This window comes from Luteimonas suaedae (assembly GCF_008312895.1).
GTDB lineage: Bacteria > Pseudomonadota > Gammaproteobacteria > Xanthomonadales > Xanthomonadaceae > Luteimonas > Luteimonas suaedae.
In genome coordinates this window covers 21,797-43,561 of sequence record NZ_VSSP01000017.1, presented here as the reverse complement: position 1 = coordinate 43,561, position 21,765 = coordinate 21,797, and the positions used below count along the sequence as shown (strand labels likewise).

The following is a 21,765-nucleotide window of genomic DNA, read 5'->3' as shown; positions in this document are numbered from 1 at the left end:
ACGCGTTAAAACGCACTCGGCACGTTACGGGCGTGCACGCGTCGCTGCTTTGCGATCGGGGCTCGAAGACTTTGCCGAGTCTGTCCGTACATGCACGGACGGGCAGACGCGCGTCAGTGGTTACGCGAATGAAGCATTCGTGTGCTCGCCAGCCGCGATCGCCGCCGGAAGCCGTCTCGGTGCACGCATGCTCGAAGGGTTCGCCCCCCCTCCGCTTCGCAGCGCTTCTTCGCGGTAACGGGTCGCCGGCATCCCGAACCGCGCCCGGAACGCGCGGGCGAAGCTGCAGCAGTTGTCGAAGCCGCTGGATGCCGCCACCTCGCCGATCATCATCGACGTGTTGCGCAGCAGGTCGGCCGCACGCTCCAGGCGCAGGCGCGCGGAGAGGGCCTGCGGGCTCTCGTCATACAGGCTCTGGAACGCCTTGGAGAAGTACCAGCTGGAGAAGCTGGTGAGATCGGCGAGTTCGCCGATCCGCACGACGCGGTCGCTGTTGCCCTCCAGAAACAGGCGCGCGCGCTGCATCCGGCCGAAGACCTGGCGCTTGCGGCTTCGCGACCGGCCCGGGCAGAGCCGGACGCGCTGCGCCAGTTCGTGCTGGACCGCCGCCATGTGCAGCAGCATCGGCCGCATCGCCTCGGGCGCGCCCGTTTCGGCCGCTGCCCGCCACAGCCGCAAGGCAGTCCGGGCATCGTGCGGCGCGAGGCGACCGCGGCCGCTGTAGAGCATGCAGTCCGCCAGCCTTTCCAGCGACTTGAGGGTCTCGCTGCCCACGGCCACCCCGACGCATAGGCCGCGCGCGTCCACCTGTACGAGCGGGCTGGAGTCGCGCTCGAGCACCATCCATTCGTCGCGTCGGAGCTGGAAGCGGCCCTCCCTGGCTTCCACCCAGCCGCTGCCGCGTAGCTGGATCCAGATTGTCAGCGCGCCGGTTGCCGGCCGCACCCCGCCCAGGCGCGAGAGGCCAATACAGCGGTTCGTGTCGGCGTCTTCGGTGGAATCGGAGGAAACCGGACTGAGCAGTTGGCCGCGATCGGCCCAGAACATATGCTGCATGTCGCACCCATCATTGCCAAAGTAGGCTGATGGATGTGCCTGAATTGAAGACCCGATTCAGGAAATTGGCCGGAGACTTCGCCGAAATCGCGCCGACGTCCGATCCGAAGGATTCACGAAGTTCGTTTTTCGAACGAATTTAGCAGCTTGGCGATCCTCAGCAAGAACGTTACGGGCGACTAAGGAAGCGCCATGAAACCGATGTCGGTCCCATCCTCGGCGGCCAGCGCCACGTACACGGCCCCGGTCCGCGCATCGACGCTGAAACCATTCGTGCTGCCGAGCTTTTCCGAGTCTAGACAGTAGGTCGCCGGTGCGCCCGACTCGATCCGACTCAGCCGCGCGCGGCAGTCGGGTGAACGATGCAGATAGTCGACATCACCGTTGCCGGTCACCGCCCAGGTGCGATAGCGCCAGCGCGCCGGCATGGTGGCATCGACCTGACGGACACTCTCGGGCCTCAATTCCAGATCGGCCTGCCACAGTCCATCGCCGGACAGGCGCGTGAACAGCACACGTCGACGCACCGGGTCGAACCGGGCCTGCGATACGCCTTCCACCACCTGCAGCGCGCGCCAGGGCGTCCGGCTGCGGTCGTAGAGGATCAGCCGCATATCGCCGTCGCCGGTTTCCGCGCCCATCAGCAGCTGCGTCGGATCGGGCAGGTAGACCGCCTGCAACGGCCGCTCCAGCGGGATCGGCAGCCGCGTCGCTTGACCGGTCTCGGGTACGACTTCGTAGATCGACGCCCGCTCGCGCTCGTCCCATCCGGCCACCAGCAGCTTGCGGCTGTCCGCCGACCACATCGGCGCCTGCCGAGTCTCGGGACGCACCCCTTCCAGCGGCCGCAGCGATTCTGGGCGGGACAGGTCGGCATGCCAAAGCTCGAACCGGCCCGACCGGTCCGAGGTGAACACCAGCTGCCGCCCGTCCGGCGAGATCGTGGGCTGGGTATCGCGGCCGGACGACTCGAACAGGCGCTTCTTGATCACCGGCGCGCCCGGCGAGGTCAGCGGATCGACCCGGTAGATGCCGAACTGCGGCCGCCGGTGCACGAACGCCAACATCCCCGCCGAAGCCGACACCGCAGGGCCTTGCGCGTCGTCCAGGCCCAGGTCGTCGACCCTCCCGTTGGCCACGTCCAGGCGGTACAGGCGTGCCTGGCTGTCGACGCGGCGGCCGAACAGGATCGAACGGCTGTCCGGCAGCCAGCTCCAGCCACGGATCTCGGTGCCCAGCCTGGTCAGCAGCTCCGGCTTGCCGCCCGCGGCGGGCATCCGCCACAGGTCGCCCAACTGTGGGTTGCGCACGAACGCGATCCACTTGCCGTCCGGAGAATAGCGTGGCGCGTAGTCGAAATCGTCCGCGCCGACGTCGTAGTCCAGTTGGCGCCAGCGGCCCGTCGCGAGTTCGAGCACGCGGATGCCGGGGCTGGGGTCGGGCCCGGTCATGGTCCCGAACAGCAGTCCGTCGCTATCCGGCGTCCAGTCGAAACTGAGCAGGTCGTTGTGGTCGCAACGCGCGACTTCGCGCTCGGCGCCGCCGCCGTTGGCGGCCACGATCATCAGCCGGCAACGACCGTTGCTCTCGGTGCGGGCGAATGCGATCTCGCGACCGTCCGGCGACCAGGCCGGAAGGCTGTCGGAGACGTCGGCGGCGGGCGGCTCGCTGAGTTTCCGCGGCTGCGCGCTGCTGGTGGTCTGTACCAGGATCACGGTGCCACGCCGCCCGCTGACGGTGGCCGCGTACGCCACCATCGACGCATCCGGCGACAATGTCGGCGACAGTTCGAACCCCGGGGCGGAGGTGATCAGGTGATAGGGCCTGGCGGGCGCCCCGACGCCATGCGCCGGGGCAGGCACCGCAGCGGCCGGCGCACGGGCGGCGCGCATCAGCATGAACGTCCCCGAGACCATTGCCAGCGCCAGCGCCATGGCGCCGGCGACGAAGACCCGTCGGGTGACGCGTGGACGCGGCGCGTCGGATGCGGCGACGGGTGCAGGTGCAGGTTCGGCGGAAGACGCCCGGGGGGCGATGGGCTCCTCGCCGCCCGGCTCGCGGTCCTCCAGCCATTCCACCGGCGCCGTGAGACGGTAGCCGTTCTTGGCGATGGTCTCGATGTAGCGCTTGCCTTCCGCGACGTCGCCGGCGCCGGCGCCGAACGCCTTGCGCAGCTGGGTCACCGCCTGGGTCAGGACATCGTCAGTCGGCAGCGTGCCGGGCCAGACCTCCTCCAGCAGCGTGCTCCTGCTCACGACCTTGTCGGGATTGTCCGCAAGCACGCACAGCACCGCCATCGCCTTCGGCGTGACGCGCTGCGGACCGCGCGCACCGGGCATGTGGATTTCACGCGTCGAGACAACGGCGAGGCCATTGCCGATCCGCATGCGATCCGGCGATGCCGGCCGATGTGAGGAGGGAGGTGTTTGCATCAACAGAAGCGGAGGGAACCAAGGCGTCAAGCTTGCCGTCACATGCCTGAACGCCAAACAGCCAGCCGCCGGATTGCGCAAAGAGCGGCGGCACGATCGGACAGGTGCGATCCGGCCACAGATTCTACCGTATCGATGCCGCCGCAATTGTTGCAGGCGGCGCAGGTTCCTCTCTCTCTGCTCTGCAATGTCTTGCGCGCCTTCGGGCGCGCTTCTTTTTTGCGCCTTCGGCCGGCCGCGCCCGGCACACGGATACCATGCCGATGTCGACACATCGGTACCGGCAGGATGCCGCAGCCGCTGCAACGTCAGCCAGCTCCAGGACCCAGCTCTGCGGATGCGGCCTGTTCGTGAAGCCCGAGAGGAATCTCGTGTCAAAGGGCGACACGGCATTCTTTCCTCATCGCTCCCGCGCAGGGAGCCTAGGACTTTGCTGCCAGAAGCGAAGCCCGAGGATCCTCCGCCTGCGCGGGAATGACGGCACTGGTCAACACTAGGGGCCAATGCTCTGACGGCCCTAGGGGCACCACTAGCTGGCCGCCATGGACATCCCGCCCTAGCCTCATGTCCTTTCCGACTGGGACTGACTTCACGATGGATGCCGCAAGCGCAGTCACCGCGAATCCGGCTACGTGGGCGATACCGCAGCCTGCACCCGGTACGCGTACGCACGCGCTCGAAGCCGCGGCGTCGGACACGGATCTGCCGCAGCACATTTCCGATCTGGCCGAACGCGGCGAACTCACCGCTTTCCTGACGCAAACCGACACTGCCGTCGCGCTCGCCGGGTCGGCGCCGGTCTTCGCCGGGCAGCTCGACCCGCTCCTCGACCGGATCCGCCACGGCCTGTCGCAACTGCCGCTCGAACGGTTGCCCGCAGTCGAGCGCGATGCGGTGGCGGCGACGCTCGAGCGCCTCTATGCGCATCTGGGGCCGGTCGAAGGCCCTGCGCCCAGTGGCGAAGTCCCCGGAGGCGGCCTGCAGGCGCACGAGGACGCCGGCGGACATCTGATCGAGCGCCACGTCGGCAAGAGCGAGCAGGCACTGGTCGACCGCGTGCGCAGCGAGAACATCAGCGCCGCGTCCAGCTTCCGCGACCTGCCGGAGGCCGAGCACTTCGTCGCCGCGACCCTCACCGAACACGGCGAACGCATCGACGCCTGGCTCGGCGGCGAAGGCGGCAACCGCCTGGTGGTCGACGCCCGCTTCGACGCCAGTACCGGGCTCTCGGTGGCGCGCGGCGAGAGCCGGGCCGAGGACGTGTTTTCGGTACGGCTGGTGCTCGAACGCTCGGACCGCCTGGACATCGGCTATAGAATCGTCACCGGCTATCCGTCCGCGCCGTGAGCCCCAATGACCGCCGAGTCCCTGCTCCCATGAGCGAATACCCCACGCTGGAAAACTTCTTCGCCGCCTACTTCCATCAGGACTGGGCGCATGAGCACGACTCGGCCGATGCCGTGGTCGACACCTATCGCGACAGCGAAAGCGAGGCCACCGTGGCGCGGGCCCGCGAGGAACTCGACTGCCTGCTGGCACGCGATCTCGACGAGCTTGCCTTGGCCGCTCAGCTGCGCGCGCTCGGCAGCGAATACGATCCGACGCTGGCCGGCGACAGCTGGCGCGGCTGGCTGGCCGCGATCGCGCAGCGTCTGGCCGCAACGGCGCCGTCGTCCTGAGGCACCGATGCGCGGTGCGCGCTGGCGGTGAAGCACATCGCGCTCGCACCGGATTGCCGAGGGCAACGGAGCCAATCACGACAGGCACGTGACAGGGTGATGACGGACAACACCTAGCAGCCTAGGGTTTGCCCCGATATCGCCCGGCGCGGCACGCGGCCAGACTTGGCAGCGGTCCCCGCAGAGATGGCGTCATGGTCGATCCCTTGCGTGTCGATGTCGCCCGCACCGCCCCTCCGCCGCCCGCGCTCGTCGATCCCGCCGCCACGCAGGTGCGCGCGCAGCTCGCCGACACTTCCGCCGCGCAACGCCCGGAGCTGGCCACCGAACTGCTGGGGGAACTCGATGATGCCGCACTGACCGCACTGGCCGCGAGCGAGGACGGCCGCGCCATGTTGCAGGCGCTGGATGACGCCCTGGCCGACGCGCCACCGGCGCTGCTGACCGCGGAGGGCGACCGCATGCGCCTGGCCGCGGCACAAGGCGGCGGCAATGGCGCATCCGCGTCGGGTGATCGCGGCGCCCTGCTGCTCGATCTCGGCCAGACGGCACTCGACATCATCGGCATCGTCGAGCCCACGCCATTCGCGGACCTGGCCAATACCGGCGTCTCGATTGGCCGCGGCGAATGGCTCGATGCCGGGCTTTCAGCGCTCGGAGTGATTCCGTACGTCGGCGATCTCGGCAAGCTGGGCAAGCTGCCGCGCCTGGCCGGCACGATCGAGAACGCCGTCGACATCGCCCGCACCGACCCCGGCTTCGCACGGCAGGCCAGGCCGCTGCTGGAGCGCATCAACGGCCTCATCGACAACGTGCCGCTCGACGCGCTCCCCGCCTCCGCGCGCGACGCCGTGGAGTCGATGAAGGGCAAGCTGGACGAGTTCTTCGGCGGCGCCGGCCGCTTCCCGGAATTCGCCGATGGCGCGCGCCATGTCGACCCGGTGACCGGGCGCACGGTCATCGACGCGAAGCCGGGCGCCACCGGCGGCTGGAACGCGACCCTCAACGTCGACCGCCTCGAACCCGATGCGCTCTACCGCACCGACACCGGATATCTCTACCACACCGACGGCCAGGGCCGGGTGTCGCGCGTGGAAGGCAACCTGCAACTCGGCGACGGCCCCCGCAACACCTACCAACAGCAGGTGTCGGGGCGCGAAGACCGCCTGCCGGACGACCAGGGCGGGCACCTGATCGCCTCGATCTTCCAGGGGCCAGGCGAGCAGATGAACCTGGTGCCGCAGAACGGCAACCTCAACATGGGCGCCTGGAAGCAGATGGAGAACGCCTGGGCCGAGGCGCTGAAGGCGGACCTGGACGTGCAGGTCAGGATCAATCCCGTCTACGGCGGCGACAGCCTGCGGCCGACGCGCTTCGACGTCAGCTACCAGGTCGAAGGCCAGCCACCCGCGACCCGAACGTTCCAGAACCGCCCCGGAGGGTGAACGGCCGCGCTTAGCCGATGCCCTGTCGGCATCGGCTGCGGCCGCGAACGCCGGCCATGAATGGCCGGGCGGGACGCTCCGAAGTCGACCATGCCTCACCCGGGATGGCGACCAGCATCACCGTCCCGAAGCGACAGGATGGCAGCTACCCCTCATCCGAAAGGACCGATATCCTATCAGCATCGGCTGCACTCCTGACGTGGCGTGCAAGCGCACCCGGGAGGGGCGGTAACACGAACCGCTTGCAGAAGCGGACACTCGTCAACTTTCAAAGGTCTTGCACATGCTCCCAGATCAGGATGCCGAGCTCTACCAACGCATCGGTGAAATCCTGGCCTCGGTGATGCCGCCACGGGCGCAGCGCATCAGCGCGTTGGCCACGGTCGGCGACGACTGGTCCGAAGTGTCGTTCGAGTTCGCTGGCGACGATGGCAAGCCGGCGCATTTCGGTTTCGACGCGCACCCTGCGCAGGCGGCCGGCGATATCGGCGAGGCACTGATCGAACTGCGCAAGCGGATGGCGGCCGACGGCAGCGATCCCTGGCGCCATTGCCGTTTCGACATGCGCCGCGACGGCAAGTTCGACCTCGACTTCGACTACGCTCCGAGCGACGTCTGAACCCGGTTGCCCCGGCAGCCGCGTCCCATTGCCTGGATCACATCGCCGGTGCGGCCGTGCCGGCGCGATGCGGGTAGTGCGCGAAGATCTCCGCCACCGTCGCGTCGATGCGGGCACTGCGCTCCTCTGGCTCGAGATTGGGAACGCGACCGACCGCGATTCCTTCCCAGATCAGACGGTTCTCGTCGACGTCGACTAGATCGATGTTCATCGTGCCCTCGGTGTAGCGGTAGACGTGGGTGCGTTCACCCCAGTACGGCACGGCAAAGTAGGCGCGCGAGCGATAGCTGTAGTAATAGGCATAGTCGACCGTCGGCACCGAGCTGACGTCGGTACGGCGCTCGAGATAGGCATTGATGTTGACCCACAGGTCGGGATTCTCGGCATCGTAGACGTAGCCGCGCGACTCCATCTGCCGCCGCACCGCGGCCTTGGCGGCCTCGCTGGTGGCGGTGGCATAGCCGTGCTTCTCGATCGCTAGCGGCGAGTAGAAGCCATAGCTGCGGTAGCTGGAGAAATCGGCGCGCGGATCGGCCTCGGTGGTGATGCGCGGGCCGGTGGCGCAGCCGGCCAGCAGGGCCAACGCGCAGAGCCCGAACAACCAGGCGGCGAAACGGTGATGGGCTTTCATGGCGGATCTCCGGGTGGCATGGTGGAAGCAGCTGAGCGGACACCTCGATTGCGTCACCGAATATACGGGATCGGCCGTCCCGCGGGCACGAGCACGCGATGAACAGCGGCACGGCGCCTCCCCGCGCCTTCACCGGCAGGCGGGTCGTCCGCGGCTAGATTGTCGCGCATGCCCAAACGCGTCCTGTTCGTCTGCACCGCCAACATCTGCCGCAGCCCGACGGCCGAGGCCATGCTGCGGCACCGGTTCACCGGCGACGACATCGCCGCCGCGTCCGCGGGCCTGATCGCCCGGGCGGGGCATCCGATCGACCCGCGCGCCGAAGCGGCGCTCGCCGCCCACGGCCTGACTGCAGGAGATCACGTGGCGCGGCAATTGACCCCAGCGCTCATCGCACAGGCGGACATCGTGCTCGCGATGGAGAAGCGGCACCTCGCCGCACTGAACGCCTTGGCTCCGGACGCACACGTACGGACGTTTCTGCTGGGGAAGTGGCTGGGCAATGCCGACATTCCGGATCCGTATCGGGGCGACGACCATGACTTCGAACGAAGCTGCCGGCTAATCGGCGAGGCGCTCGAGCATTGGTGTCGGCGCCTACCGGATTTAACGAAATCTCGATGTTCATGAATGTAGTTCGCCAGCTGAACGGCGCGCACGCAAACATGCCATGTCTAGAAACTGCCCTGAATCCTTCATCTCGTGATCAGGTTTTTGTGACTAGAGTCGCGCACTACTGGATACCTGCTTCCCGGAACAGACGCACGCCGGGAGACAGGTCAGCCGCTGAGGGGGGCGGTTGTTGTACGTGCATCCGCACGTAGCAGTCGACAGCCATAGCCCCGAGGAACGCATGGAGCATCCCAAGCTGGTAGCAGCTAGCGTTATCGCGCTGGCAGTCACTCTTTTCGCCATCTTTTCGCTGCGGCCGATCGCCCGGCGCTTCGGTCTCGTCGACAAGCCAGACGAGCGCAAGCACCATCGCGGCTACATTCCGCTGATCGGCGGCCTGTGCTTCTTTCTCGGCACCCTCGCCGGGCTGGTCTACCTCGGGTATCTCGGCCGCTTTGTCTCAAGCCTGATGGCCGGCGCCGGGGTGATCGTGGTCATCGGGGTGATCGACGACCTCAACGGCCTGAGCGTGCGCTCGCGGGTGCTCGCCGAGGCTGCCGCGGTCTGCCTGGTCATCGCCGCCTCCGGCTACTACATCGACGACCTCGGAGCGCTTTTCGGCGAAGCCACCAAGCTCGGCCTGCTCGGCATCCCGCTCACGGTGGTTGCGGTGATCGGGCTGATCAACGCGTACAACATGCTCGACGGCATCGACGGCCTGGCCGCCGCGATGACGATGGTCACCATCATCGCGATCCTGCTGTTCGGCGATGCGCGCCTGTCGGCGCCGGGCATCCTGCTGCTGCTGCAGGTCCTGTTCGCCGCGTTGATTCCCTACCTGTTCGTCAATCTTGGCTGGCCTGATGGACGCAAGGTCTTCATGGGCGACGCCGGGAGCATGCTGGTGGGATTCCTGCTGGCGTGGAGCCTGATCTATCTCAGCCATCCCAGCGTCGGACGCTTGGCGCCGGTCGATGTCCTGTGGTGTGTGGCACTGCCGGTCATGGACACGATCGCCGTGATGTACCGCCGCTTCCGGAAGGGACTCTCGCCGTTCAAGCCCGATCGCCAGCATCTCCACCATCTTCTGCTCGACGCCGGCTTCTCGCCACGGGCGGCGCTGCTGGCGATTGTTTCGACCAGCGGCTTCCTGGCGATGTTCGGCTACGCCTTGCGCAACTCGACCGATTTCGTAAGCACCGGCGCATTCGTCGCGCTGCTGGCGGCGTATGTCTTCTGGCTGCCGCAGCTGAAGCTCAAGCCGCCGGCCATGGCGCGCCGGCGGCGTTCCACGCGCTCGACCGCCGGCACCCCTCTCCGCGCCAATGGCGACGCAACCGTCTCCATCTCCGCCGATCCCGCGCAATCACGCCAGCCGGTAAAGGCATTGTGCGTGATCTCGGCAGCTTCGGAAGCGGTCACTCTTGCCCCGATCGCGCGACAGATCTCGCAGGACGACCGCTTCGACTCGAAGGTCTGCATCACCGCCGCGGCCGCCTCGGAAACGGAGGACGTGCTGCAGCTGTTCGATCTCCGGCCCGACATGAAGATCGAACTGGATACCGCCAACGACGACTCCGGCCACGCCGCGCTCGCGGTGCAGGGCGAAATGGAGCGCGTACTGGACGAGGTCGAGCCGGACATGGTGCTGGTGCTGGCGGACGCCGGCGCCGCGCTCGCGACGACACTGGCCGCGTACCGGCGGAACGTTCCGGTCGTGTCGGTGGAACCCTGGGTCGCTCACAGCACGGGTGCCGACGCATCGGCACGCACGACGGTGCGCACGCTCGCGTCCCTGCACATGGCGTCGAGCCAGGCGCGCCAGAGCCTGATCGAGGAAGGCGTCGCAGCGGATCGCATCCTGGTCGCGGACAACACCGCCGCCGACACGCTGCATGCTGCGCTCGAGCAGTTCCAGCACGATCTCGAACTGAACCGCAAGCTGGCCAACCACTATCCGTTCCTCCGTCCGGACAGTCCCTTGCTGCTCGTGGTAGAGACACCCGACGCCGTCGACAACACCGAGGCGATCGCCCATGCGCTGCGCAACGTGGCAGAGCAACGTCCGGATGTCGATATCGTCTGCCTCGTGCCCCCTGGATCGCCCGTCGCCGAACGCATCAACGCCGGGCTGGACGGACTGGCGAACGCCCACGCGGTCGAGGCGCCCGACTACCTGGCAGCGGTCTACCTGATGCGCAACGCCGACCTGATCGTCGGCTGCGGTGAGCTGCGAGCGGAGGTGATCGAGTTGGAAAAGCCCATCGTGATCGTGCACGACGGCAGCGCGCCGGTCACGACCGTCGAGCCGAGGCACGTCAACCGTGTCCCGGGCGAGCCGACCGCGATCGCCCGTCTGATGCTGTCGCTGCTAGATGGCGAACCGTCGACGATCGCTCCCCGCAGGCACAACGGCAACGGTGCCCGCCAGCACGTCCTGGATGCCTTGGCCGGCATGCGGCCGCACACGGCGCCCGCCGACACGGCGCAATTCGCGCATCAGGCCCGGACCGCCGCCGAACTGACCCGCGAACGGACGTAGTTCCGCGCTGATCCATCTGTAACCGTCGCCCGCCTGCCTCGACACCGGCGACCCATGCCACTGCTGACTGGTAGAACGAAATGACAAAAGCGCTGACACGACCGGATCCCCGCAAGCCGCTGCAATACAGTGACGGCGACGTTGATCTGCCGATGCTGGCCATCACGCTGATGGAGAACAAGCGCCTGATCCTGCTCGGCATCACCGCGTTCTTCCTGGCTGGCCTCGCCTATCTCGCGCTGGCCACCCCCACGTATGAGGCCAATGCCGTGGTGCAGGTCGAAAGTCGCCCCCCTGTGCTGCCGGGTGCGAGCGCCAACGCCACGGCGCAGCCGGGGGCATTGCCCGAGGCATCCGCATCGACGGAAATACAACTGGTGACCTCGCGCCGTGTCCTGGAAGAGGCGATGGCGCATCTCGACCTCGATATCCAGGTCGAGCCGCATCGGCTCCCGGTGATCGGCAGTCTGGTGGCACGGAGTTTCACGCAGATGCAACCGACCGGGCTGGCACCTGCGTGGTTCGGCTACGGCTGGGGCGGGGAACGGCTCAACATCTCCCGGCTGGAAGTGCCGGACGCCTTGCTCGACGCTCCGCTGCAGCTGCGAGTCGAGGATGGTCGCCGCTACACGCTCTCAGACCCGGAGGGCAACGTGTTGGTGCGCGGCGAGGTCGGCGCGAACGCAAGCGCGCAAGATATTCGCATCCGCGTCGACGAATTCCAGGCCCATCCCGGTACGCGCTTCACCGTGACGCGGTCCGACCCGACGACCGTCATGGCAGCGTTGAAACGCGACATCAGTGCGGTCGAACAGGGCAGGAATTCCGGAATCATCTCACTCATGTACTCCCACGCAGATCCACAGCGCGCAAGGCAAGTCCTCGATGAGGTGACGCAGGCCTATATCCGCCAGAACGTGGCACGCAACTCCGCCGAGGCCGCCAAGCGCCTGCAGTTCGTGTCCGAACAGCTTCCAAACGTGCGCGAAGAACTGTCGAAGGCGCAGGCGGCGTTGAACGCATTCCAGAAGCGCACGCAAACGCTGGATGTGGAGGTGCAGAACCGCGCGCTGCTCGACCGGACCGTGGCGCTGGAATCGGGCATCATGCAACTGCGCATTCAGATGACCGAGGCTGCTGGCCGCTATACCCGCGAGCATCCGGCCTATAGCACGCTGCAGCGGCAGATCGGCCAGTTCGAAGGCGACAAGCAGGCTCTGGAGCGTCGTATCCAGGCCCTGCCCGACATTCAGCAAGGCCTGTTCCGGCTCAACCGCGACGTGGAGGTCACCAATCAGACCTACGCCAGCCTGCTCGACCAGGCGCAGCAGCTCAACATCGCCCGCGCCAGCGCAGTCGGCAACGCGCGGATCGTGGATCCAGCCGCGGTCAATCGCAACTATCCCGCTTGGCCGAAACCACTGCCGGTCCTGGCCGGCAGCGTCGGGCTCGGGTCGATGCTGATGATCGCCCTGGTGCTGCTGCGGCAGGCCTTCCGGCGCGGCGTCGAGGATCCGGTGGACATCGAGCTGCTGGGAATGCCGGTGCTCGCCTCGGTACCGTTCAGCCGGAAGGGGCAGGAATTCTCGCTGCCGGCTGGGCGCCTGCGCCGCGACGGCCGTCCGAACCTGCTGGCGCTGCGCGCGCCGTCCGACCTGGCCATGGAGGCGCTACGCACGCTGCGCACCAGCCTGCATTTCGCGCGCCAGCAGAGCAAGAGCAACCTGATGATGATCGTCGCGCCGAGCCCCGGCGTCGGCAAGACCTTCGTCTGCGCCAACCTGGCGGTGACGATGGCCCAGGCCGGCCAGCGGGTCATGCTGGTGGACGCCGACATGCGCCGTGGTGCCGTGCACCTTGCAGTGGGGACCCGTTCCATGGGCGGACTGTCGGAGCTGCTCGCCGGTAAAATCTCCATCGACGAGGCCATCCGCAAGGTGCCCGGTGCCGAGAACCTGTCGTTCATCTCGCGCGGCTCGGTTCCGCCCAATCCATCCGAACTGCTCATGGACCCCAACTTCCCCCGGGTGCTGAAGCTGCTCGAGCACAGCTACGATATCGTCATCGTCGACACGCCTCCGGTCCTGGCAGTGACCGACGCGGCCCTGATCGGACACCACGTCGGCAGCTGCCTGATGGTGGTGCGCTGGGGCCGCAACCAGCAGCGCGAGATTGCGCTCGCCAAGCAGCGGCTCGAGCAGAACGGCGTCGAGGTAAAAGGCGCGATCTTCAACGGTGTGCAGAATCGTGGCTCCGGCCGCTACGCGTACAGTCATTACGCGTATCTGCCCGCCACCGACATCTCACACTGACGGGTCCTCGGATGCAGATCTGCATGTCGCCGTACTACGGCAAGCCTGATTTTTCACAGCTATGCGAAAACGGGCCCGCGCGCGGGGCGCTGGATCTCATTTCCGTGGCCGATGTCCTGCGCAACGCGTTCGTCTACCCCCCCTACTCCGTGTTCGAGGACGTCAGGCTGGTGACGTTCGGCTTCTGTCCGCAGCACGACATGCACACCAGCCCGGTCTTCAAGTTCAAGTTCCGCGACGTCGGCAGCGCCACCCCGACGGACGAAAATCGGGACTGGGTCGGTACCTACCATCGCCTGCTGTGCGAGGCGGTCGCGCGCTCTTGCGAACGGATGCACGCACCGTGGCTGCTGCAGAGCGGCGGCAAGGACTCCACCACGCTGGCGATCGCCATCGCCGATACGCGACCGGACGTCGCCTGCATCACTTATCTTGGCGGCCGCGAGGAGAACGAGGTCGATTCCGCGCGCCGGGTCGCGCGTGAGCTGGGGCTGAGGCACGAAGCCCTCGTCTGCTCGCCGGGGCGCGCCTACGATCGCTACCTGGCGCTCGTGCCGCGCATGCCGCTGCTGACCGCCGACTTCGCGCTGCTGTCCTACGTCGACCTGGCAACCGAGGTCGCAGGTCACGGTGGCGACGGCGTGATCGATGGGCTCGGCTCCGACACCTACTTCGGCGCGCCCGTCAGTTCGCGGCAACGATGGCTGGCCAGGCTCGCCCGGCAGTGGCCGGTGCCGGGCCGCATGGCCGAACTGCCGGTGGTCGACCGCAGTTTCCCGTTGTGCTTCCTGCTCGGCACACTGCAGATGAACATGATCGAGCGCGTCTTTCCGGGTTCACGCTTCACCGATGCCGAGGTAGACGCGCTGTTCGGGCGCCCCATCTCGCGGGTTTCGCGCAAGCGCCTGAACCTGTTCGAGGACGAGATCGCCGCCGCATCCAGCGACTGGGAATGGCGCGCGATGTCGTTGTCCATCGCCGGCTCGACCGGCGCGTTCGCCAAAGGGCTCTATACCACCAGCGCGCTATCGTTGGACGCCGCGTATCCATTCTGCGACCGGGCGCTGCGCGAGTGGGTGCACCACGAGGTACCGCAGTCGCAGAAGATCGATCCGGTTTCCGGGTTGGGCAAGGTGCTGGTCCGCAAGCACATCGCCACCCGCTTCGGCCACCTGCCCTACGTCATGCACAAAGGCAGCTTCCGCTTCGATCTGTGCGGCCTGGCGCACGAGCGGTTCGACGTGGTCCGCGACCACGCGCTGCGGGCGCGGGACGTGCTTCCCGGCGCCGTCGACTGGCTGGACCGCAACCGGCGCCGGCTCGGCAACAAGTATCACGCGTCCAAGTTCTACCTGCTGGCGATCGTATTGCCGTGGCTGGTGCAACACCGCGCCGGCAAGGCACAGGGGGAGCAGGCACCATGAGACGACGGGCGACGGGCGGCGCAACGACCAGGGCCCGCCGCGGCTTTCTCGGCCGCCTGGCGGGGCTGGTCGCGGCCACCGCGACCGGCGGCGCGTGGCTGGCCATCGCCCCGCCAGTGACCGCGGCAACCAGGGCGCGCGGGCGCACCCGGATCGACGTGCGCGAGCACGGCGCCCGTGGCGACGGCGTCAGCGACGACACCGCCGCGTTCCAGGCAGCGATCGATGCATTGCCCAGGGACGGCGGCACCGTGCACGTACCGTCCGGCGCCTACCTCATCGATCCGACGCGCAGCGTCCGGTTGCGCAGCCGCATGCATCTGGCCATGGCCGATGGCGCCCGGCTCATGGCCAAGGCGAATGCCGCACCGCGCGCGTACGTGTTGTTCGCAGAGCAAACCCAGGACGTGGAGATTTCCGGCGGCCGCATCGTGGGCGATCGTGATACGCACCTGGGCGAGACCGGCGAGTGGGGGCACGGCATCCGGATCCGCGGCTGCGCCCGCGTCACTGTCCGCGACATCCATATCTCGCGCTGCTGGGGCGACGGCATTTCCGCGGGCGGCATCATGCCCAAGGGGCAGCCATCGCGGCCCGGCCGCGATTACGTGTTCGAGAACGTGACCTGCACCCACAACCGGCGCCAAGGTCTAACGATCGGCAGCTCGCGACGCGTGCGCATACGTGATTGCGAGTTCAGCGACACCGGCGGCATACCACCGGGCGCAGGCATCGACATCGAACCGGACACCGATGTGGCGCGCGACGTCCTGATCGAGGATTGCCTGGTCTACGGCAATCGCGGCCCCGGCATCATGTTGTACAAACGCGCCGCCGAGGTGACGATCCGCAGGTGCACGATCGAGCGCAATCGGAGCGACGGCATCCTGGGCGTGGCCGCCGTCGATTGTGTCTTCGCCGACAACATCGTCCGCAACAATCGCCTGAAAGGCGTCGTGCTGCGCGGCGGCTCGCGCAATGTCCGCCTGACCGGAAACCGCTTCGAAGCCAACGACCGCGGCCGTGGCGGAAAGGGCCAGGTGCGGGTCGCCGACGACAGCGTTGCGATCGGCATCGGCGCAGACAACGTATTCGAATGAGATCCTGCTTGGTTACCGACGGACCGGTTCCTTGGGGTTGGCCCGCCGCATCCCTAATTGGCGCAGGACCGCCTTCACGGGCGGCTTCATTGGCCGGATCAAGGCACGATAGAAAACGCCCTTGATGCGGTTCTTGCGCGGGATGCGCCACCCGAACCCTTCGTCGACCGCGTAGAGGCAGGGATTGCAGCAACCACACGGTTCCGTTCCGTGGCGAGGCTTGTGGCAGAAGCAGGTCAGCTCTAGGACGCCCCGCCATCCGCGTTCGGCTGCGACCTCCGCCGTTTCCAGCTTGCTCAGCGCGAACAGCGGAAACGAGAATCCGCCGAAAACCGTGAACTCCTTGGTATCTCGATACGCTTCGCCGATGCGGTAACTGGGATAGCCGTCCTCGTCGGTCTGCGTCACCAATGGCCCGATGACCTTCTGGATCCTGCCGCCCCGGTGCCCGGCGCCCAGCTCGAGCCTGGCGATGCCCCGTTGCTTGCAAAACCTCGCCAGCCATTCGTACTGGCTGCCCATGAACGTCTCCGCCACGATGCGGCCGAACGCCGCCGTGATGCCAGGATCCGGCGCCAGGTCGGCAACGTCGAACTTCTGCACCGGCCCGAGTAAACCACGGGTATGCGGGTACTCCTCGAACAGGCGCGTTCGGATGCGCTCCATCGCCGCCAGCTCGGCACGTGTCGACGGGCGCGTCGGGTCTACCAGGTAGTGCGGCACGACCTCACGCCGATGCAGCAGAAGCAGCTGCAACAGCTGGAAGCTCGAGTCCCAGCCACCGGTCCAGAGCAGATTCACCGGCGGGGAGGCGGTGTGGCCCGCGCTCGCGGACTCCTGCGCGAGATCGTCCCCGGTATCTGCACTCGTACTGACCGTCGCCATTGAACGCTGTCCGCACTGTCAATCGGAAGCCGGAGTTTATCGCCATCGCCCCGAATGACGGCGTAACCGGCCGTCGAGCTCCGGAGGCATCTCGCCCTGGACGGTGCCATGAGGTCGTGCTTGACGGAGAAGCGCCCACTCGCCGGCGTCACGGCTGAATGCGCGTCGATCGAATTCACAATGTTGGGCGGGCATCGAGAACGTCGCGCAAGCTCGGCGCAGTCATCAAAATGAATGCGCGGAAAGATGAATGATATATGGCTAGATTCTTGAAAAACATCACAATTCTGGCGATCGGGGTTGTCTTGCATATCGACTGGGTTAGAGTGCTGCGCAGTCACGGATGTCGCCGTGGCGTGAAATTCGTCTCACCCGTCTCCTGCCGAAAGGCACTCAGCAGCAGGGAAATTCTCTTGAAAAATGTCGAACTCGTGCAGACGCTGCACGGGACTGAAATGCCTCGGCGCGATTTTCTCCGCAAGTCGTTTGCGCTTGCGCTACCTGCATCAATGGTCGCGGCAGCCGGACCGGCCCTGGCCGCCGTCACGAGCTCGAACACCGCACTGGCTTCTTCCAACTATTCGCTTCCGATCCGCGAGCGCGGCAGCCGTGTGCTCAACGTACGCAACTTCGGTGCGGCAGGTGACGGCAGGCGCGACGACACGGCCTCGTTCCAGGCTGCCATCGATGCATTACCGGCCTTGGGCGGAACCGTCGACGTTCCCGCCGGCACCTACATGATCGATGCCCTCACCTCGGTCCGCCTGCGCAGCTACATGCATCTGCGGATGGCGCCGAACGCCAAGCTGGTGGCCAAGCCGAACAGCTCGGACCGGTACCAGGTCCTATACGTGAGAAAGGTGCGCGACGTCGAGATTTCCGGCGGCCAGATCGTCGGCGAGCGCGACCAGCACGCCGGCACCACCGGTCAGTGGGGCCATGGCGTTTTCGTCCACGGTTCCAGCCGGGTCACCATCCGCGACATCCTGATCTCCAAATGCTGGGGGGACGGCCTGGTCATCGCCGGCGCGGTCGTCTGGCAGGCGCCTTCGATCCCGTCGACCGATGTGTTCGTGGCCAACATCGTCAGCACCAACAACCGTCGACAGGGCCTGTCGGTCGGCTACGTGCGCCGGGTGAAGGTGTACGATTCGGAGTTCAGCAACAGCGCCGGCCGCGACCCCCAATGCGGCGTCGATATCGAGCCGGAGAGCGGGAACAACGCCTACCAGGTACTCTTCGAGAACTGCCTGGTACGCGGCAACGCCCGCTACGGCATGCAGCTCTACAAGAACTCGCAGGGCGTGACGGTCCGCCGTTGCACCGTGGAGAACAACGGCAGCTGCGGAATCGTCACCGTTGGCGCGATCGCGACCTATCTGGCCCTGAACACCGTACGCAACAACTCGGCAACCGGCATCTTCATCCGGCACGGAACTCGGAACTGCCAGGTGAGCCAGAACACCTCGTACGGCAACTTCAGCCGCGCCGGCGCCATCTCCAGGACCCCATTCTCGATGAGCGGCTGGGCCAGGAGGATCGAACGGGACATTCTGATGACCACCGACGTGTCCGATGTCCGGATCACGAGCAACCACTACCGCTGACCGCTTCCCGACAGAAGCCCCCCGGTGCCGGCAGGGCGATACCCGCTCTGCCGGCCCGGGGTGGGTTGGAACCCGCGGCGGGATGGTCGTTGCCCACATAGCGAATTACGCATCGCCCGGGTGATCACCACGTCGGCAAACTGACCGATCCTGTGAGACAGGATCAGTCGGTTCCAGAGCGTTGGAGGCGGCCAACAGCCCGATGAATTCCTTGAACGCGCGGCCGCTGCGCCATAGCGCGCTGCGGGAAGGCAACCACCGGCCTCGCCATGTGTGGCCCGCGGAATTGGGTTCCGGTACGGGCACCGCCACAGCGTCCATGCAGGCTTGGCGGAACAACAGCATGGCTCGCGGCATATGAACGGCAGACGTAACCAGCAGGATTTTTCGAATGCCATGCCGGTTTGCCAGTTCCGCCGTAAACATGGCGCTGTCCTGCGTGTTGCGACTTTGGTTTTCCAGAAGAAAGGCAGAGGAGGGAACGCCGAGCTTCGTGACTGCAAGGGTCATCGCGTGGGTCTCGCCGGGGCTGCCAGTCAGGATGATGACCGGGGCGCGGTCCGCTTGCCATGCGCGCACGCCGGCCGCAAGCCGGCTGTGTTCCAGTTCATCGGCCTGGATGGCCGGGCGATTGAGCCATCCCAGTTTCCCGCCGGCAAGTACGACAATGGCATCCGCTTGCGGCAATGCTGCTGCGTCTACTACCGGGAAGCGCGACGCCAAATGGCTACGCAGCCAGTCCGAAGCGAGCGGTAACGACCAGGTCAGCGACCATGCGATTGCAAACACCATGATCGCCGCTGCCAGTTTTCGTTGGTGCAGAACCAGCAAAATCACCCCGAACGCCAATAGCCAGAACGACAGGGTGAGCGGGTAAGTCAGTGAGATTGTGATGTCCCGAATCAACGGCAGCATATGGGAGGGGAACCTTCTTATTCGCTGTAGAACACTTCGCCGTCGTCGTTACGCTCGACAAACTCGAAACGGATGGTGTTGGCCAAAGCGGATTGCAGCGCCACCGGCGGCACGAAGCCTGACTTGGCGACGCTGGTATCAAACATGGAATCGGCGCAGAATTTCTTGATTCTGATACTGCTGACCGCCAACTTCTTGCCCGTGACCAACGCTGCGATGTCGAAACAGCGCCCAACCAGCAAGCCCGCCGCATAGGGAATACGCAACTTGCCGGGCTTTTCGCCCAGGGTTTCGTGCACCTTGCGCACGAGCGTCTGCATATCGAAATCCGGTTTGTCGATGTAGTTATAGGTGTGCACGCCCGGGCCGAAGCTCAAGGTGTGTTTGAGGAACGCCGCCACGTTTTCGACGTAAGCCATCGACTTTACATTATCGCCTTTACCGATCATGACGAACTTGCCGCTGGCAATCTGCCTGAGCAGGTTATAGACGTTGCCGCGATTGCGTTCGCCGAAAATGACGGTCGGGCGTACGATTGACAAGGTGCGGCCCGAGGGCTGTCTGGCCTGCCAGGCCAGGTAGACCTTCTCGGCCTCCAGCTTGGTGCGGCCATAATCGTTGAACGGCTTGAATTCGCCGCTCTCGTCCGTGCCCCGGGGCGCAAACCCGTACACGGCAACCGAACTGGTGAAAATGATGGTGCCTATGCCCTTGGCTTCCGCTGCGGCACAGACGTTGCGGGCGCCTTGTACGTTGACTTCGTCGTAGAGCGACCGTGGCGTAACGTCGTCACGATGCTCGGCCGCCAGATTCACGATCGGGCCATCGGCCAGTGCGGCTTGAAGCGCGCCCAGGTCACGGACGTCGGCAACAGTGGAGGCATCAGGGAATGTTCGGCTTTTTACTTTGTCGATGATGCGAAAGGGCTGGTGGTGTCGGGCAAGCATGGTGGCCAGCCGCGTGCCGACGAAGCCTGCGCCGCCGATCAGGTTGAGCATGGTTCATGCCTCATGGAGATTGTGGGGAAATCGCCCGCAAGTAGGCGGCCAAGACTAGTGTTTCATCAAACTCCGTTTCAGCTTTGCGGCGGCCGCTGGCACCCATGCGCAATCGTTCCTCGACGGGCAACTCCAGCATCCGCTGCATGCAATCATACAGATCGTCTGCATCGCGGGAATTGCACTTGAAACCGTTGACGCGGTCTTCCAAGACGTCGCGACAGCCGACGTTGTCGGTAGTGATGATGGGCTTGGCCATGGCTACCGCCTCAAGCAGCGAGCGAGGCACACCTTCGCGATAGTAGGAGGGCAGAACGACGCAATCGGCCTTGCCGATGATCTGCGGCATTACATTGGGAGAAACCGTGCCATGGTAGACGAAGGACGGATTTTGCAGGAAGCTTTCGAAATATTCTCGGTCGACGTAATCGGCGGTATCGTCCAACTCGCCAACGATCTCGAATGAAACCGTTCGTTCCGGGCGCTGTTGAAGTACGCGTGAAGCGGCCTGCAGATACTCGCCAATGCCTTTTTCCTTCAACAACCTGCCAACAAAAAGAAAGCGAAACCCGGTTGCGTTCTGGGGTAGAGGCACCGCGTATTTGGTCAGATCCACACCAGAACCCGGGATGCGTTCCGAAATCGACGCCGGCGCCAAGCCCCCGTCCAGGAACAGCTTCATATCGTCCCTGTTCTGAAAAAAGACCTTGTGTGATCTGCGCAACGAAATTCTGTAGAGAAAGGCCACCAGCCTTTGCAGCAACGACCCCTCGTTGCTGAAGGCCTTGCCGGCGCCGGCGATGTTGTTGATGACTGGAACTCCCGCCCAGTTCGCAGCGAGACTGCCAAAGATGTTTGGCTTGATCGTGTAGTGCAATGAGTACTTTGGCTTTATATCGTTCAGCACGCGGTAGATGGCAAACGCCGTGACGAGTTCCTTCAATGGGTTCATCCCATACTGCGACATCCTTATCGGATAATGCTCAATGTCTTGTTCCTGCAAGATGCTGACGTAGTCATCGTGCGGACTGATCACGGCAACCTTGTAACCAGCATTCTTCAGTTCCGCAATCAGGTTCATGCGGAACTTGTAAACATAGAAGGCAGTGTTGTAGACGATTGTTATCGTTGGTCTGGCGCTGGCGTTGTCATTCATGCAGGCATGGAATCGGAAAGTGTCGGGGAATATGGAGTTTGCGCCATTCCGTGTGCTAGCCAAGTGACTTTAACGCAGGAGAGTGGCTTGGCGTTCGATGCGCATCTGAGGGGTTCGGCGAGCGTACATGTAGCTTGCGTCGGACCCGCCAGAAGTGTATTGACGGTTCGGTGCTGACGCGCGTGCAGCTTGCCGAGAACCAGTGGGATGCGAGCGACTGGTCCGGTACCGGCATCAAAGCCTTCGCGTGCGGAGTGGTACAGTTTCCGGACCCAGCAGTCGCCGCGGACGCGCGCAGGCTGTCGCGTCGTCACCGTTGTACTCGGTAGCACGCGCGATCGCCGCGGGCCGC

General features: G+C 65.6%; 17 protein-coding genes. 10 read left to right on the top strand and 7 right to left on the bottom strand.

Going from position 1 to position 21,765, the window contains the following annotated elements:
* Window positions 1-120: 120 nt before the first annotated feature.
* Together FXO19_RS17795 and FXO19_RS17790 are read right to left on the bottom strand one after the other, a co-directional pair.
* Window positions 121-1,056: a helix-turn-helix transcriptional regulator gene (locus tag FXO19_RS17795; protein ID WP_149196466.1), complete on the bottom strand. Its 936-nt coding sequence runs from the start codon at window positions 1,054-1,056 to the stop codon at window positions 121-123.
* Window positions 1,057-1,235: 179 nt separating this feature from the next.
* The gene (locus tag FXO19_RS17790; RefSeq protein ID WP_187775843.1) at window positions 1,236-3,395 is read right to left on the bottom strand and encodes a winged helix-turn-helix domain-containing protein; all 2,160 of its coding nucleotides are present in this window, start codon (window positions 3,393-3,395) and stop codon (window positions 1,236-1,238) included.
* A 687-nt stretch (window positions 3,396-4,082) separates the two neighbouring features.
* Here FXO19_RS17790 and FXO19_RS19335 point away from each other — a divergent pair.
* From FXO19_RS19335 to FXO19_RS17770, 4 genes are all read left to right on the top strand, one after another.
* A complete protein-coding gene (locus FXO19_RS19335; RefSeq protein ID WP_187775842.1) occupies window positions 4,083-4,835 on the top strand; it encodes an RNase A-like domain-containing protein in 753 nt (250 codons plus the stop codon).
* A gap of 29 nt (window positions 4,836-4,864) precedes the next feature.
* Window positions 4,865-5,167, top strand: a complete 303-nt coding sequence (locus tag FXO19_RS17780; RefSeq protein ID WP_149196463.1) for a contact-dependent growth inhibition system immunity protein — start codon at window positions 4,865-4,867, stop codon at window positions 5,165-5,167.
* A 194-nt stretch (window positions 5,168-5,361) separates the two neighbouring features.
* Window positions 5,362-6,612 carry a DNA/RNA non-specific endonuclease gene (locus tag FXO19_RS19670; protein ID WP_149196462.1) on the top strand — a complete coding sequence of 417 codons (1,251 nt, stop codon included), beginning with the start codon at window positions 5,362-5,364 and terminating at the stop codon, window positions 6,610-6,612.
* Between the two features lie 283 nt (window positions 6,613-6,895).
* Complete coding sequence (locus FXO19_RS17770) at window positions 6,896-7,231, top strand: immunity protein YezG family protein (protein ID WP_149196461.1); 336 nt, start codon at window positions 6,896-6,898, stop codon at window positions 7,229-7,231.
* A gap of 37 nt (window positions 7,232-7,268) precedes the next feature.
* Here FXO19_RS17770 and FXO19_RS17765 read toward each other — a convergent pair whose 3' ends face one another.
* Window positions 7,269-7,862: a DUF4136 domain-containing protein gene (locus tag FXO19_RS17765; RefSeq protein WP_149196460.1), complete on the bottom strand. Its 594-nt coding sequence runs from the start codon at window positions 7,860-7,862 to the stop codon at window positions 7,269-7,271.
* Between the two features lie 168 nt (window positions 7,863-8,030).
* On the opposite strand from FXO19_RS17765, the gene FXO19_RS17760 reads away from it, so the two are divergent.
* The 5 genes from FXO19_RS17760 (at window position 8,031) to FXO19_RS17740 (ending at window position 15,852) form a co-directional block, all read left to right on the top strand.
* The gene (locus FXO19_RS17760; protein ID WP_149196459.1) at window positions 8,031-8,492 is read left to right on the top strand and encodes a low molecular weight protein-tyrosine-phosphatase; all 462 of its coding nucleotides are present in this window, start codon (window positions 8,031-8,033) and stop codon (window positions 8,490-8,492) included.
* Window positions 8,493-8,715: 223 nt separating this feature from the next.
* Window positions 8,716-11,016, top strand: coding sequence for a UDP-N-acetylglucosamine 2-epimerase (locus tag FXO19_RS17755; protein WP_149196458.1), 2,301 nt, complete (start codon window positions 8,716-8,718; stop codon window positions 11,014-11,016).
* 80 nt (window positions 11,017-11,096) lie between these two features.
* Complete coding sequence (locus FXO19_RS17750) at window positions 11,097-13,328, top strand: polysaccharide biosynthesis tyrosine autokinase (protein ID WP_149196457.1); 2,232 nt, start codon at window positions 11,097-11,099, stop codon at window positions 13,326-13,328.
* Window positions 13,329-13,432: 104 nt separating this feature from the next.
* Window positions 13,433-14,752, top strand: a complete 1,320-nt coding sequence (locus tag FXO19_RS17745) for an asparagine synthase-related protein (protein WP_187775841.1) — start codon at window positions 13,433-13,435, stop codon at window positions 14,750-14,752.
* Window positions 14,749-15,852: a right-handed parallel beta-helix repeat-containing protein gene (locus FXO19_RS17740; protein WP_149196455.1), complete on the top strand. Its 1,104-nt coding sequence runs from the start codon at window positions 14,749-14,751 to the stop codon at window positions 15,850-15,852. The genes FXO19_RS17745 and FXO19_RS17740 overlap by 4 nt, the downstream gene beginning before the upstream one ends.
* A 12-nt stretch (window positions 15,853-15,864) precedes the next feature.
* Here the strand turns inward: FXO19_RS17740 and FXO19_RS17735 are convergent, their stop codons facing one another.
* On the bottom strand, window positions 15,865-16,737 hold the full coding sequence (locus tag FXO19_RS17735) for a hypothetical protein (RefSeq protein WP_149196454.1): 873 nt from the start codon (window positions 16,735-16,737) through the stop codon (window positions 15,865-15,867).
* A 269-nt stretch (window positions 16,738-17,006) separates the two neighbouring features.
* Here FXO19_RS17735 and FXO19_RS17730 point away from each other — a divergent pair, with 269 nt between their 5' ends.
* Complete coding sequence (locus tag FXO19_RS17730; RefSeq protein ID WP_223115542.1) at window positions 17,007-18,344, top strand: right-handed parallel beta-helix repeat-containing protein; 1,338 nt, start codon at window positions 17,007-17,009, stop codon at window positions 18,342-18,344.
* 105 nt (window positions 18,345-18,449) lie between these two features.
* Here the strand turns inward: FXO19_RS17730 and FXO19_RS17725 are convergent, their stop codons facing one another.
* From FXO19_RS17725 to FXO19_RS17715, 3 genes are read right to left on the bottom strand one after another with little or no spacing between them, the layout of a single operon-like run.
* Window positions 18,450-19,259 (bottom strand): YdcF family protein, encoded by an 810-nt coding sequence (locus FXO19_RS17725; protein WP_149196452.1) that lies wholly within the window; start codon window positions 19,257-19,259, stop codon window positions 18,450-18,452.
* Between the two features lie 17 nt (window positions 19,260-19,276).
* Entirely contained in the window at window positions 19,277-20,257 is a 981-nt protein-coding gene (locus FXO19_RS17720; RefSeq protein ID WP_149196451.1) for an NAD-dependent epimerase/dehydratase family protein, read from the bottom strand.
* A 10-nt stretch (window positions 20,258-20,267) separates the two neighbouring features.
* The gene (locus tag FXO19_RS17715; RefSeq protein WP_149196450.1) at window positions 20,268-21,413 is read right to left on the bottom strand and encodes a glycosyltransferase family 4 protein; all 1,146 of its coding nucleotides are present in this window, start codon (window positions 21,411-21,413) and stop codon (window positions 20,268-20,270) included.
* Between the last annotated feature and the right edge of the window lie 352 nt (window positions 21,414-21,765).